The 15,686-nt window shown below is 35.9% G+C and carries 12 protein-coding genes; 1 reads left to right on the top strand and 11 read right to left on the bottom strand.

Features of this window, described 5'->3' with window-relative positions:
• Nucleotides 1–48: 48 nt before the first annotated feature.
• The 10 genes from CAR_RS04675 to gdhA all read right to left on the bottom strand — a co-directional run bounded on the left by CAR_RS04675 (nt 49) and on the right by gdhA (nt 13,116).
• Nucleotides 49–1,218, bottom strand: a complete 1,170-nt coding sequence (locus CAR_RS04675) for an FtsW/RodA/SpoVE family cell cycle protein (RefSeq protein WP_041556205.1) — start codon at nt 1,216–1,218, stop codon at nt 49–51.
• A gap of 258 nt (nt 1,219–1,476) precedes the next feature.
• Nucleotides 1,477–3,318 (bottom strand): translational GTPase TypA, encoded by a 1,842-nt coding sequence (gene typA / locus CAR_RS04670; RefSeq protein WP_013710560.1) that lies wholly within the window; start codon nt 3,316–3,318, stop codon nt 1,477–1,479.
• Between the two features lie 323 nt (nt 3,319–3,641).
• Entirely contained in the window at nt 3,642–4,439 is a 798-nt protein-coding gene (locus CAR_RS04665; RefSeq protein ID WP_013710559.1) for an inositol monophosphatase family protein, read from the bottom strand.
• A 60-nt stretch (nt 4,440–4,499) separates the two neighbouring features.
• The gene (locus CAR_RS04660; RefSeq protein ID WP_013710558.1) at nt 4,500–4,781 is read right to left on the bottom strand and encodes a UPF0223 family protein; all 282 of its coding nucleotides are present in this window, start codon (nt 4,779–4,781) and stop codon (nt 4,500–4,502) included.
• A 17-nt stretch (nt 4,782–4,798) separates the two neighbouring features.
• On the bottom strand, nt 4,799–5,737 hold the full coding sequence (locus CAR_RS04655; RefSeq protein WP_013710557.1) for a lactate/malate family dehydrogenase: 939 nt from the start codon (nt 5,735–5,737) through the stop codon (nt 4,799–4,801).
• 236 nt (nt 5,738–5,973) lie between these two features.
• Entirely contained in the window at nt 5,974–7,380 is a 1,407-nt protein-coding gene (lpdA, locus tag CAR_RS04650; RefSeq protein ID WP_013710556.1) for a dihydrolipoyl dehydrogenase, read from the bottom strand.
• A 12-nt stretch (nt 7,381–7,392) separates the two neighbouring features.
• Nucleotides 7,393–9,000, bottom strand: a complete 1,608-nt coding sequence (locus CAR_RS04645) for a 2-oxo acid dehydrogenase subunit E2 (protein WP_013710555.1) — start codon at nt 8,998–9,000, stop codon at nt 7,393–7,395.
• A gap of 129 nt (nt 9,001–9,129) precedes the next feature.
• Entirely contained in the window at nt 9,130–10,107 is a 978-nt protein-coding gene (locus CAR_RS04640) for an alpha-ketoacid dehydrogenase subunit beta (RefSeq protein ID WP_013710554.1), read from the bottom strand.
• A 2-nt stretch (nt 10,108–10,109) separates the two neighbouring features.
• A complete protein-coding gene (gene pdhA, locus CAR_RS04635) occupies nt 10,110–11,219 on the bottom strand; it encodes a pyruvate dehydrogenase (acetyl-transferring) E1 component subunit alpha (RefSeq protein WP_013710553.1) in 1,110 nt (369 codons plus the stop codon).
• 550 nt (nt 11,220–11,769) lie between these two features.
• Nucleotides 11,770–13,116, bottom strand: coding sequence for an NADP-specific glutamate dehydrogenase (gdhA, locus tag CAR_RS04630; protein ID WP_013710552.1), 1,347 nt, complete (start codon nt 13,114–13,116; stop codon nt 11,770–11,772).
• A 215-nt stretch (nt 13,117–13,331) separates the two neighbouring features.
• On the opposite strand from gdhA, the gene def reads away from it, so the two are divergent.
• Complete coding sequence (def, locus tag CAR_RS04625) at nt 13,332–13,895, top strand: peptide deformylase (RefSeq protein WP_013710551.1); 564 nt, start codon at nt 13,332–13,334, stop codon at nt 13,893–13,895.
• A 342-nt stretch (nt 13,896–14,237) separates the two neighbouring features.
• Here the strand turns inward: def and CAR_RS04620 are convergent, their stop codons facing one another.
• The gene (locus CAR_RS04620; protein ID WP_013710550.1) at nt 14,238–15,680 is read right to left on the bottom strand and encodes a 6-phospho-beta-glucosidase; all 1,443 of its coding nucleotides are present in this window, start codon (nt 15,678–15,680) and stop codon (nt 14,238–14,240) included.
• Between the last annotated feature and the right edge of the window lie 6 nt (nt 15,681–15,686).

Below are 15,686 nucleotides of genomic sequence, written 5' to 3'. Positions count from 1 at the left end.
AAAAGACAGCACTGTAAACAAGTTGTTTACTACATCCAGTAAACTCATTTAATTTTTGTTGTTTTTTTCTAAAATTTGTTGATTGTGCTTTTTATCTGTTGCACTAACATTTAATACCAAGCCAATAGAAATCGTTAAAACAATCGTGCTGGAACCTCCATAACTAATAAATGGAAAGGTTACTCCTGTGATAGGCATTAATCCAATAACCCCACCTAAATTAACAAGTCCTTGTACTAATAACATTGTTGCGATTCCGATGCAAATTAATGATCCAAATGAATCTTTTGTTCGAATACCGACTAAGTAAATACGTAAAATCAATAAACTAAAGAGTGCAACAATAACCAGTATACCAACCAATCCCATTTCTTCACCAATAATAGACATAATAAAGTCTGTATAAGGTTCAGGTAAATAACCAGTTTTTTGAATACTTTCACCAATTCCTACTCCAAAAACCCCTCCACGTCGTAGCGCATAATAGGAATTCACTAATTGAAGCCCGGCACTTTCAGATACAGCAAAAGGATCCCAAAAAGCTAAGAATCGATCGTATTGGTATTTTTCTAAAAAAGGCAGACTCATACCAAATACACGCACAAGCGCAAGTATACCTCCTATTAAAGCAACTCCCACTGCTCCAACAGCCGCCGTTAATTTTGTCGAAACTCCACTTGCTAAGATCATGATGGTTCCTGTAACAAGTAAAATGGCAGCACCACCGACATCGGGTTGCAAAAGGATCAACACTAAATAAAAACCAAAGAGTGTTAGTGGTGGAGTAACTGTTTCCTTAAAATTATGCACGAGTTGATTTTGTTTTTTTGAAAAAATATAAGCAAAGTACCAAATAACTACTATTTTTGCAAACTCTGCAGGTTGAAAACCAAAACCAAAAATGAATAGCCAACCTTTTGCTCCGTTTGTAATTTTACCAAAAAAGAATAAGTAAACAAGTAAGATTGCAACAAACCCACTTGCACCTACTAAAAAGCGCTTGTTTTTTAATAGTTTATATTTGAATAAAAAAACAATCATACTTGTAATTAAGCCCAAAATAACAAAGGCGGCTTGTCTGGTAAAATAAAATTGAGAATTGTTGTACTGACTAATAGCAACATAACTACTAGCACTATAAACCATTAGGATCCCTATTATAGATAAAACTAAATAAGGGATAAAGATATAGTAATCAAGATATTTAAATTTTCTCATGTTTACGGCTAAAAGAAGCCTTTAGCCTCCCTATTCTATAATTTTAATCCTGTATTGATTAGATTTCAATCCAGTCTTAATCCATCGTTCTTTAGTTGCAAATTACGCAACACTTTTATTATAGCAACAAACTATCCATCCAACAATAACAAAGGACACTAATTTGGTTCAATTCCTCTTTTGGTGAGAATGAGCTATAAAAAAAGACAGTTCCCTAAAAATGAACCAATCATTTTTTTGGGAACTGTCTCTTTAGTTTTAGTTTTGTGAAGCTTTGTTTTTCTTAGCTGATTTTTCACGTTCGTTTTTATTTAAGACTTGTTTACGTAAACGCACACTCAATGGAGTGATTTCACAGTACTCATCATCACCTAAGAACTCTAATGATTCTTCAAGTGTTAAATGACGAGGCGCTTTGATTACGTTAGTTTGGTCTTTATTAGCAGAACGTACGTTAGTTTTTTGTTTAGCTTTCGTGATATTAACAGTGATGTCATTTTCACGAGAGTTTTCCCCAACGATCATTCCTTCATAAATTTCAGTAGTTGGTTCAATAAAGATTGTTCCACGGTCTTCAACACCCATGATACCATAAGTTGTTGCTTTACCCGTTTCAGTTGAAACTAATGCACCATTACGACGTCCACCAATTTTAGTTTTTAGACGAGGCAAGTATTGATCAAAAGTGTGGTTCATAATTCCATATCCACGAGTCATTGAAAGGAATTCTGTAGAATAACCGATCAAACCACGAGCTGGAGCTAAGAAAGTCAATTTAACTTGACCATTTCCATTATTGATCATATCTGTCATTTCACCTTTACGAGCACTTAAAGATTCAATAATTGAACCCATGTACTCTTCTGGTGTGTCAATTTGAACTAATTCAAATGGTTCACATTGAACACCATTAAAGTCTTTTAAGATAACTTCTGGACGAGAAACTTGTAATTCATAACCTTCACGACGCATGTTTTCAATAAGAATTGACAAATGCAATTCTCCACGTCCTGAAACGACCCATGCATCTGGAGAATCAGTAGGATCAATACGTAATGAAACATCAGTATGCAATTCAGACATTAAGCGTTCTTCAATTTTACGTGAAGTAACCCATTTACCTTCGCGACCTGCGAAAGGAGAATTGTTAACTAAGAATGTCATTTGCAATGTTGGTTCGTCAATATGAAGAATTGGTAATGGGTCAACATGATTAACTGGTGTAACTGTTTCTCCAACGAAAATATCTTCCATACCTGATACTGCAATTAAATCTCCTGCTTTAGCTTCTTCGATTTCTAAACGTTCTAGACCAAAGAATCCAAAAAGTTTTGTTACACGGAAATTTTTAGTTGATCCGTCTAATTTACTTAAAGTTACAGAATCTCCAACTTTAATTGTTCCACGGAATACACGTCCGATACCAATACGACCAACATAATCGTTGTAATCCAATAATGATACTTGGAATTGTAAAGGTTCATCAGAATTATCAATTGGAGCAGGGATCTTTTCAAGAATTGTATCAAAGATATGAGCCATTGTTGGTTCTTGATCATTTTTGTCATCTGATAAACTAGACGTACCGTTCATAGCAGAAGCATAAATGACTGGGAAGTCCAATTGATCGTCATCTGCACCTAATTCAATAAATAATTCAAGTACTTCGTCAACTACTTCTGCAGGACGAGCTGAATCTTTATCAATTTTATTTACTACAACAATAGGAACAACTTTTTGTTCCAAAGCTTTTTTCAATACAAAACGAGTTTGTGGCATTGTTCCTTCATAAGAGTCGACAACTAAAACTACACCATCAACCATTTTCATAATACGTTCAACTTCTCCACCGAAGTCAGCATGGCCTGGTGTGTCCATGATGTTGATGTGAGTATCTTTGTATTTTACGGCTGTATTTTTTGCTAAGATTGTAATTCCACGTTCTTGTTCTAATGCATTTGAATCCATTGCACGTTCCGCCAATTGGCTACGCGCGCCTAATGTGTCTGATTGCTTTAATAATTCATCAACTAAGGTTGTTTTACCGTGGTCGACATGGGCAATTATGGCAACATTTCTAAGATTTTCTCTATTTTTCATTAATGTATTCCTCCAAGATTCTTCTTGTTATTTCAATGCTACTGAATCGCTATCTACGAATAAAAAAATTGTTCAATACATTTTTCGCACTTGAACTATTCATAAGTTTTTTGCAATTCTTTAATGAAAACGCATTGAAAACTTATGAAGACAACTATCAACTTATCCATTCTAACACTTATATAAGGAATTGAAAAGAAAAAAGATAGGTTATTTTTAACTTTTTCGTTGTAAGCGATTTATTTATTAGACGATTCACAGATAACTTTTTGATTGGACAGTCAATGATTACTTATTAAAGGAAAGTGATCATTTTTTGATCCTCAAACTTTGTTTTCGGCACTCAAAAGACTAATAATTTCTTTGTGAGCTAGAGGTGCGGCCACAAGAGAAGCATTTTTTTTCAACAAATCAATGCTATCTCCATTTAACTTGGTATAGACTAGACCTACTTCTTCAGCAATCACTTTACCAGCTGCGATGTCCCATGGTGCAAGCGATGCGGCAAGGTACCCTATCAGCCTTCCAGAAACAACATGAGCGGTTTCAATGCCTGCTGATCCAATTAAACGAACGCCAGAACTTGCTCTACCAACTATCCTTGCCAAACCTTCTTCTTTAGACATCAATGCACTACTTATAGCCACGAGACCTTCTTTTAATGGTTTATCATCAACTACCGGGATAAGGGTTTGATTGCAATAGGCGCCGCTACCCTTTTGAGCAGAATACAGTTTATCCTGCATTACATCATAGATATAACCCATTTGACCCTTTCCATTTTCATAAATAGCTACCATAATCGCAAAATCAGACTGTTGTTTAATAAAATTTAATGTTCCATCGATTGGATCTATAATCCAGACCACACCATCTAAATTTTGAACGTCATCTCCAAAACCTTCTTCTCCCAAAATACGCTCTCCAGGAAAATACTGCTGAATTTTTTCAATAAACAGTTTTTCTATGGCTTTATCCATATTGGTGACTAAATCATTACGATTTGATTTTTGTTGGATATCTAATTCAACATTAAATGAAGTTTTTATTGTTTTAGCAGCATCATAAATCCATTCTTTAATTAACTGGTCTCTTTCTATAAACTGATTCAAAAAATTCACTTCCTTTCAAGAAATAATTTAATATAATTTATCAAAAAAGACAACTAAAATACAAAGTATTTATTTCTCAGTTAAGTGAATCATTTTTCTAGTAGAGGTCTGTGCTTCCTTTACCACACGATAAAGAGAATAATTTGAAATTTCTTCAAATTTTTTACCCCATCTTTTTTCCTCACCAATAGCAGGAATAACTTTTTTAAACTTTTTGTATTTCATTAAAAACTCTTCACGATCGATTCCCTTTTCATAGGCCAGCTCTACCATTCGCCATACATTCACTACATCTTCCATTTGCTCTTTGGTCCAATCGTAATCAATTGGGTAACTATAACTTTTTTCCATTAGTTTGACCTCCATAATTATCCTTGCTCAACCCAATCCAGTTGGATTCTTATTTCATTAGCACTGATTAATAAACTTTTTTGTTCTGTTTCAGAAAAATTCAATCCAGCAATTTGTCTTATACCGCTCTCTCCTAATATAACAGGTATGGATAGAGGTATATCTTTCAATTCACCTATATCCATAAGGTGAACAAGTGGTACGATGGCTTTTTTATTTGTTAAAATATACTGGATCAGTTCAAGTAAAGCTGTTGCAGTTGTTAATGTCAATTCTTTATTTTCGTTCATTCGATTCCGTTTAGCTATCTTTTCTTCTATTATGCTCATATTATCTTGGTTAAAATTAGTATTTGGATCCATTGTTAAACCTAATACTGAATTTCCTCCCATACTTGAACGGCTCCATGCAACTGTTTTTTGCAAAGGGCTGCTTCCTCCGATAATATACCCTTTAACTTCATTAAAAGAAACATCTAACGCTTCACTTAATAATTTTTGGAAATAAATTGTGTCAATGTATGTTCCTAACCCGATAATTTTATTTTTTGGCAAGCCAGAAAATTTCCAAACTAAGTATGTAAACAAATCATCTAATTTATTCGCGACAACAATTAATCCACTAAAACCTGAAGCCATTGCTTGGTTAATAATTTTACGTACCAATAAAATATTCCTTCTAAGGTATTCTGAATCTGGTTCATTTTCTAGTCGATTCTCTCTTGCGGTTAAAATTAAAACATCAGCATCTGCATAATCTTTTTCATTGCCTATTTTTATTTTGCTCATAGGGAATAGCTCGGAAGCATACTGCAAATCATTCGTTTTATCTTCTTGTGGAATTGGAAATGGATACAGATAAACTTCTTTTAAATTTAATGTTGTCATGCTTAAAAAACAAAAATGATAGGCGATATCGTCTGATCCAACGACTATAATTTTTTTATCACTTTTCATTTAATCTCCCCCAACTTTATATATGCGATTCCCTTTATTTATTATGATAAACCCTAACTCTAACATGCTTAGTATACCAAACTAAATAGTTAAAGTGGGTATAATGAACTTTCAACTAGTTAAAAAAGTAAAAAGAGCTTCTCATTCCAAATCAGAATGAGAAGCTCTTTTTCAGTATGGACACGTCTTAATTGGAACAATTAGGACGACTACAAAAACAGTAGATTTTTTAATAATTACGCGTGAATTGGTAAACCTAAAGCTAATTCAGCAGCATCCATAGATACTTCAGCTAAAGATGGGTGAGCATGAATGGTTGAAGCAATATCTTCTGCAACCATTCCTGATTCAACTGCTAAAGCAAGTTCAGCAATTACATCACTAGCACTAACACCAGCAATTTGAGCTCCTACAATAACACCTTCATCTTTAGTTGTAACTAAGCGAACAAAACCTTCAGTAGCATTTAAAGACAATGCACGTCCGTTACCAGCTAATGGGAATTTAGAAGTTTTTACATCTAATCCTTTTTCTTTAGCTTCTGCAGCTGTATAACCAACAACCGCTAGTTCAGGATCTGTAAAGGCAACAGCAGGCATAGCTCTGTAATCAATAGCTACTTTTTTACCAGAAATTGCTTCTGCAGCAATTTTTGCTTCATAACTAGCTTTGTGAGCTAAAGCTGCTCCTGGAGTGATATCTCCGATTGCATAAATGTTTTTCACATTTGTGCGACCTTGAGCGTCAACTTTAACAAGTCCACGTTCATTCATTTCAACACCAGTTGATTCTAAACCTAGTTCATCTGTATTTGGACGACGACCAACTGTTACCATTACATAATCAGCTTCAATTGTTTTTTCTTCGCCTTTCACTTCATAAGTGACAGATACGCCATTTTCAGTTTCAACGGCTTCTTTAGCCATTGCATTGTTTTCAATCGTAACATTTTTCTTTTTAAAGTTATCTGTTACTAATTTAACCATGTCTTTTTCGAATGTTGGTAAAATAGATGGTGCAAATTCAAGAATTGTTACTTCAGCTCCTAAGTTTGCATAAGCTCCAGCTAATTCACTACCAATATATCCGCCACCAACTACAACAAGTTTTTTAGGAACTTCTGGTAAAGCCAATCCACCAGTTGAGTCGATTACACGTTTGCCGAATTTGAACCCTTTGATTTCAATTGGACGGCTACCAGTTGCAACGATTGCATTCTTAAATGAATACGTTTGTGCAGCTGTTTCAGTCATCACACGTAAAGTATGTTCATCGTTGAAGTAAGCTTCACCTCGAAGAATTTCCACTTTGTTTTTTTTCAATAAACCTTCAACACCTTTAGTTAAAGATGCTACAACTTTATTGTTTTTCCACTCTTGAGTTTTGGCAAAATCTAGAACCACGTTTTCAGCAGTTACCCCAAAAACAGATGAATCTAATGCATCTTGATAGTGGTGTCCAGCACTGATTAGTGCTTTAGAAGGAATACATCCAACGTTAAGACAAACCCCACCGATATATTCTTTTTCCACGATTGCAACTTTTTGTCCCATTTGAGCAGCGCGAATGGCTGCTACATATCCTCCTGGGCCAGAACCGATGACAACTGTGTCTAACTCTATTGCGAAATCTCCTACTACCATTTTGAATTCACCTTACCCTTCCATTAATAATAATTCTGGATCAGCAAGCAATGTTTTCAATTCATTCATTGCTTTTTGTGCAGTTGCTCCATCAATGATACGGTGGTCAAAGCTTAATGACAATTGCATAACTGGTGCTACAACGATTTCGTCGTCTGCGTTAACAACTGCTTTTTTAGCGATACGGCCTACACCTAAAATAGCAACTTCAGGGTAGTTGATTACTGGAGTGAACCAGCCGCCGCCGATTGAACCAATGTTACTGATTGAGATTGAACCATTACTCATTTCATTAGCTGCCAATTTACCTTCTGTAGCTTTACCAGAAAGTTCAGTGATTTCGCCAGCGATAGAGAAAATGCTCTTAGCATCAGCATCTTTGATAACTGGAACAAACAATCCACGATCAGTATCAGTAGCAATACCAATGTTGAAGTAATGTTTGTAAACAATTTCGTTTGTTAAATCATCAATTGATGCATTCAATGCTGGATATTTACGTAATACTGAAACGATAGCTTTAACAACGTAAGGCAAGAATGTTAATTTAACGCCTTTGCCTGCTGCGATATCTTTAAAGTGTTTACGGTGAGCCATCAATTTAGTTGAGTCTACTTCATCAAACAATGTAACATGTGGAGCAGTCGCTTTGCTGTTTACCATTGCTTTAGCGATAGCTTTACGCATTGGAGTCATTGCTTCACGAGTTTCAAGTTCAGCTTGGTTAGATTTGAATGCTTTAGCTGGAGCAGCTTCTTTCTTAGCTGCTGGAGCTTTAGCTTCAGTTGCTTTTTCAGCTGGTGCTGCAACTTCAGTTGCTTTTCCACCATTTTTCTTGAAGTTTTCAATATCTTCTTTAGTTGTGCGACCATTTTTACCAGAAGCAGCAACTAAAGTGATGTCAACATCGTTTTCACGAGCAAATTGACGTACAGATGGCATAGCTAAAACATTTTTATTTGAAGCTGATGCTTCTGTTGAAGTTGATGTTACAGCTGGTGCAGCTGTAGCTTCTTGAGCAGCTGGTGCTGAACCTTCAGGGTTGTGCTCTGGAGAGTCAATTTCGATTAATACTTGACCTACCATTGCTACAGTTCCTTCTTCAACTAAAATCTTTTTGATTGTTCCAGAAACTGGAGTTGCAATCTCTTCTACAGATTTATCGTTTTGGATTTCTGCAACAGAATCTTCTTCATTAACGGTATCACCTTCAGCTACTAACCATTTTACGATTTCGCCTTCAGCCATTCCTTCTCCAACGTCTGGCATTTTGAATTGGAAGAATGAAGTTCCTGATGCAGCTGGTGCTGCTGCAGGTTCTGGAGCAGATGCAGCTGGTGCTTCTGGTGAAGTAGCTGGAACAGATTCCTCGTCTTCGTATCCAGGAGCGTCAATTTCGATAATAACTTGTCCAACTGTTGCTACAGTTCCTTCTTCAACCATAATTTTTTTAACGGTTCCAGAAACTGGTGTTGCAATTTCTTCTACAGATTTGTCGTTTTGGATTTCTACGATTGAATCTTCTTCTTCAATTGTATCGCCTTCAGCTACTAACCATTTTACGATTTCGCCTTCAGCCATTCCTTCTCCAACGTCTGGTAATTTAAATTTAAATGACATGTTATTTTTCTTCCCTTCTATGTTTAGCTATTCTTTTAGAAATATTATTTTAGTTTTTTAATACTAGAACAGACAAATGCAATAGACTTTATAAGCTTTATCGCATTTATCATTTCACATATGAATAGATTAGAAATTGTAAATTTCTTTAACTTTATCAGCAATATCAGTTGCATTTGGTAACCATGCATTTTCAGCTAAACCAAACGGGAAAACTGTATCTGGTGCTGCTACACGTCCGATTGGAGCTTGTAGTGAAAGGATAGCACGTTCAGAAATTTCAGACATAACCATTGCGCCTACACCTGCTTGACGTTGTGCTTCTTGAACTACTACAACGCGTCCAGTTTTTTCAACTGAAGCTACGATTGTTTCAATATCTAATGGAGAAATAGTTCTTAAATCAACGATTTCTACAGAGATACCTTCTTTTTCTAGTTCATCAGCAGCTTTGATAGCTTCACGTACCATAGCTCCGTAAGTGATAACAGAAACATCTTTACCTTCACGAGTGATAGCAGCTTTTCCTAGAGGAACAGTATAAATTTCTTCTGGAACTTCATCACGGAATGAACGGTATAACTTCATGTGTTCCATGAATACTACTGGGTCATTGTCACGCAATGCAGAGATCAACAAACCTTTTGCATCGTATGGGTTTGATGGAATAACTACTTTGATACCTGGAGATTGAGTAAGCAGACCTTCAAGGTTATCTGAGTGCATTTCTGGAGTATGAACTCCACCACCAAATGGCGTACGGATAGTAATAGGCATGTTACGAGTGCTACTCATACGGTAACGAGTACGTGCAGCTTGTCCTACGATTGAATCTAATACTTCAAATAAGAATCCAATAAATTGGATTTCTGGAACAGGACGGAAACCTTGAAATGCAAGTCCAATAGCTAATCCACCAATACCTGATTCAGCAAGTGGCGTATCTGAAACACGTTCTTCGCCGTATTTTTCTTGAAGACCAGCAGTTGCACGGAATACTCCGCCGTTTTTACCTACATCTTCACCGAAAATCAAAATATCTTGATCGCGTTCCATTTCTTGGTCAAGCGCTTCAGTGATCGCTTGAATCATTGTTTTTTGTGCCATGTTTATTTACTCTCCTTTGCTTCGAAAGTTGCAATTTGTTCAGCGATAACTTGAGTTGGTGTTTCATACATATTTTTCAAGAAATCAGAAACTTTTTGTTTTGGTGCTTGGTCAGCTTCTTTAACAGATGCTTTAACTTCTTCTTTAGTTTTTTCAATTATTTCATTTTCTTTTTCTTCAGACCATAAACCTTTTTCAGTTAAGAAGTTACGGAAACGAATCAATGGATCGCGTTGTTCCCAGTAATCAAAACTATCTTGGTCACGGTAACGTGTTGGGTCATCTCCAGATGTTGAGTGAGGACCAAAACGTGAAGTGATTGTTTCAATTAAGACAGGACCATTTCCAGCTACAGCCCATTCTCTTGCTTGTTTAGTAACAGCGTAAACTGCTAATGGATCCATACCATCTACTTGGACTCCTGGGATTCCAGCTGCTACAGCTTTTTGAGCTAATGTAGTTGCTGCAGTTTGTTTATGACGAGGAGTTGAGATTGCGTATCCGTTGTTTTGAACAAAGAATACTACAGGAGCTTTATAAGCACCAGCAAAGTTCAATCCTTCATAGAAATCTCCTTGAGATGAACCGCCATCACCAGTGTAAGTGAACGCCACGTTTTGTTTGCCACGTTTTTTAAGACCGATACCAGCACCCATAGCTTGGATGATTTGAGCACCAATAATAATTTGTGGTGGTACAGCATGTAAATCTTCAGGATATTCGTTTCCTACTGAATGTCCACGAGACCATAAGAATGCTTTTGATATTGGCAATCCATGTTGGATCAATTGAGGGATATCACGGTATCCTGGGTATAATTCATCTTCTTTTTCAAATGCATAATGACTTGCTAATTGAGAAGCCTCTTGTCCAGCTGTAGGAGCGTAGAAACCTAGGCGTCCTTGACGAGCTAAAGCCATTGAACGTTCGTGTAAGATTCTAGACCAAACCATTTTTTCCATTAATTCAACAAGTTGGTCGTCAGACAAATCAGGCATAATATCTTTATTTACGACTTTACCGTCCTTATCTAAGATTTGTACCATTGGGAAAGCAGCATCAATTGTGCTTAACAATGCTTCAAAATCTACTGGTTGTTTCTTGTTAACCATGTATAACCCATTCCTCTCTCGTTTACAATATTGTTTTTCAAAATTCTGTTTTATACCATTAAAGAAACTGTATTACTCAGAATTTTTTACAGTTTAAATTTAACACGCTTTCAACTTAGATGCAAGTAAACATACTGTTGCTTCCTTATAAAACAAGTTATTCCATTAAAATTCTGCTCTTTTTGATCTATTGTAACATTCCGTAAGTGAATTCATTCACTAATGCTTTCGTCACTCTTTTGTTATATAGCATATAAGTTGTACATTCGTTGACGGTTTAGATTACTATCTACCTTTATTAAACTGTTATATAATTCATTTTAAACTGTATTACTTTTTTATAAATTTTAACGCTATTTCTTTTTTTGCGCTTTTTTCACAAAAAAATGATAATTTGATTAGAATTAGTTAAAATTTACCTTTTTCGTTTTATCAGCTTACTTTTCTTTCAATTTTTTAAATTTTCTAATTTGTTTTCCTCAATAAACACAAAAATGTTTTTTATAAACCAAAAAAAAGAACCCAATTAAAATTGGATTCTTTTTTTATCTTAGATGACACCTTGACTTAACATTGCTTTTGCAACTTTTGTAAAACCAGCAATATTCGCTCCAGCTACAAAATCTCCATCTAAATTATAAGACTTAGCTGTATCTTTTATTTCTTTATAGATGTTTTTCATAATTTTTTTCAATTCATCATCTACTTCTTCAAAACTCCAATTTAGTCTTTGACTGTTTTGGCTCATTTCTAATGCTGAAACTGCTACACCACCAGCATTGGCTGCTTTAGCTGGACCATATACGATTCCAGCTTTTTGAAACTCTTTAACAGCCTCTAAATTACATGGCATGTTGGCTCCTTCAGCAACAGCACCAACTCCTTGGCTAATCATTTTTTGGGCTGTTGGTCCATCAATCTCATTTTGTGTTGCACATGGAAGTGCGACCGTATATCTTTCATCTAGGTCCCAAATATTGCCGTTTTCATAGGTTGCGTTAGGACGTTCCGTTAGATATTCAGAAATTCTTTCTCTTTTTTCTTCTTTGATTTTTTTAACAAGTGCTAAATCAATTCCTTCTGGATCAAAAATATAACCATCTGAATCCGAACAAGCAATAACCGTTCCGCCAAATTCTTGAACTTTTTCAATTGCATAGATGGCTACATTTCCACTTCCAGAAACAACGACCTTTTGATTTTTGAAAGATTTTCCAATATCATCTAACATTTCTTTAGTAAAGTAAACTAATCCGTAGCCGGTAGCTTCTGTTCGTGCTAAACTACCACCTAAGAAAATTGGTTTTCCAGTTAGAATTCCCGCTTGAAAGCCATTCAACTTTTTATATTGGCCAAATAAAAATCCGATTTCACGTGCACCTACTCCGATATCACCAGCTGGTACATCGATATCTGGTCCTATATGACGTTGCAGTTCTGTCATAAAACTTTGACAAAAACGCATAACTTCATTGTCAGATTTCCCTTTTGGATCAAAGTCACTACCACCTTTACCGCCACCAATAGGCAATCCAGTTAGACTATTTTTGAAAATTTGCTCAAATCCTAAAAACTTCACAATACTTTGTGTAACAGATGGATGGAAACGTAGTCCACCTTTATAAGGTCCTATAGCAGAATTGTATTGCACTCTGTATCCACGGTTTACATTTACTGCCCCTTGATCATCAACCCAGGGAACTCTAAATTGTAGAATTCTTTCTGGTTCCACTAAACGTTCTAATATATTTTTTTCAATTAATTCTGGATGAGCTGCGAAGACTGGTTCGATAGTACCAAAAAATTCTTTTACTGCTTGCAAATATTCCGGTTGATCCGGATCCCGTTCTGAAACTTTAGTATAGACTTCATTAACATAACTTTTTGCATCTATCATATTTTAATCTCCTCTAACTTTTGATTTAAAAACACTTTCTCTTTTCATGTTCACCATTATCCCATAATCTATTTATGAAAAATAGTTTTTTTTCAACTTTTTATACATCGTGCAAAATGTTGAGTTTACTGATAAAATAAATAAGATGAAATTGATAAGGATTTTCCCTATGTGGAAAATGACTATTATGAAACATATATTAGGAGTGAACATTTATGATTACAATGGAAGACATTATTAGAGAAGGCCATCCTACACTAAGAATGGTTGCTAAAGAATTAACATTACCTATTAGTGAAGAAGAAAAGCAATTAGGTAACGACATGCTTCAATTTCTAAAAAACAGCCAAGACCCTGAAATTGCTGAAAAATACAACTTACGTGCAGGAGTAGGACTTGCAGCACCTCAATTAGACATTTCAAAACGTTTGATAGCTGTGCACATCCCTGGAATTGAAGAAGGAATTGACGAGCCTATCATTAGCACTGTAATGGTCAATCCAAAGATTATCAGTCATTCAGTTCAAAGCGCTTGTTTAACTGAAGGTGAAGGTTGCTTATCTGTGGATCGTGAAGTTCCAGGTTACGTGCCTCGCCACAGCCGTATTACATTAACTTACTTTGACTTAGAAGGAGAACTTCACAAAACGCGTTTGAAAAACTATCCAGCGATTGTTATTCAACATGAAATTGACCATATCAATGGCATCATGTTTTATGATCACATCAATAAAGAACATCCTTTTAAAATCGATGACGATGTAAAAGTTATTTCTTAATCCTGAAAAAGCAGAGGCCAGAATCTATCGATATGCTCCCCCTAAAGTAGACTCTAAAAAATCAAACTACTTTAGGGGGATTTTTTGCGTTCGAATAGTAAACATACAAATACAGAACTAGAACAATATATTCAACTGTATCTCAACGAAGGTTTAGAAAAAGACATTGAGAGATATATTAAGTTTTATAATATCAAAAAAAGTAACATTAAAAATAGGTTTAACCATTCCAACATAAAAAGCCCTGCATGATTTTTATCATACATGGCTTTTTATGTTTATTTACCTGTCTACTTGACAGAGGCAGTTCAATTTAAGTCTCAAGCTATCTTTTTAACTATCTTATAGGTCTTTTCCATTCGATTCAATGACTTTTTTGTACCAGTCAAAGGAATCTTTCTTACTGCGTTCCATTGTTCCGTTACCTTCATTATCACGGTCGACATAAATCATACCATAACGTTTTTTCATTTCTCCAGTAGTGAACGAAACGATATCAATGATGCCCCAAGGTGTATACCCCATCAATTCAACACCGTCGCGATCTATCGCAATGCCCATTTGTTTGATGTGTTCACGCAAATAAGAGATACGAGCTTCATCATGGATGCTGCCGTCTTCTTCAACAGTATCAATCGCACCAAACCCATTTTCCACAATGAATAGCGGAATTTGATAACGATCCCAAAAACGATTCAACGTGTAACGTAACCCTACAGGATCAATCGTCCAACCCCAGTCACTAGCTTTTAGATATGGGTTATCTACTTGATAAGGAATCTTACCATGCACGTTAGCAGCTTCATCATCATTATTTTCATCTTTATGATCCACCACATTAGACATATAGTAACTGAACCCTAGATAGTCCACTTTACCTTGTGCTAATATTTCAGCGTCGCCCTCTCGAATAGGAATATTCAAGCCATCGCGCTCAAATTCTTTCAGCGTATAGTTTGGATAATACCCACGTACTTGTACATCCGGGAAGAAATAACGCAAATGCATGGATTCTTCAGCCAACATAGCATCTTCTGGATGAGCCGTTAATGGGTAGATCGGTACATGAGACACCATCGCCCCAATTTGGAAATCAGGGTTGATTTGGCGACCAACTTTCACTGATAGAGCACTTGCCAATAACACATGGTGTGCTGCAGTATACATCACTTCTTTAGCGTTTTCGCCTTCTTCAACTCGTACTCCTACGTTTGTCCATAAGAAGATTGGGTTTGTGTAGTCCATCATATTGTTGATTTCGTTAAACGTCATCCAGTATTTCACTTTATTTTTGTAACGTTCGAAAACTACTTCGGCAAATTTAACAAAGAAATCGACTACTTTACGGTTTCTAAATCCACCATAAGTTTGTGCTAAGTGAAGCGGCATTTCAAAGTGAGTTAGCGTAATGACCGGCTCAATACCATTTTTCAATAATTCATCAAATAAATCATCGTAAAATTGAAGTCCAGCTTCATTTGGTTCAGCTTCGTCACCTTTCGGGAAAATACGTGTCCAGTTGACAGATGTACGTAAACTGTTCAATCCCATTTCAGCGAACAACGCCACATCTTCTTTATAACGATTGTAAAAATCAATAGCTTCGTGATTCGGATAAAATTTACCCTCTTCAACAGTTTTGGTGATTTCGCGTGGCTTACCAGCTGCACCAGCTGTCATCACATCAGCGACGCTCGGTCCTTTACCACCTTGGTCCCAGCCACCTTCGAATTGGTGTGCGGCTAAAGCTCCGCCCCATAAGAAATCTTTTGGAAATTTAGACATTTGACA

Source organism: Carnobacterium sp. 17-4 (genome assembly GCF_000195575.1).
Lineage (GTDB): Bacteria > Bacillota > Bacilli > Lactobacillales > Carnobacteriaceae > Carnobacterium_B.
This window is presented reverse-complemented; position numbering and strand designations above follow the sequence as displayed.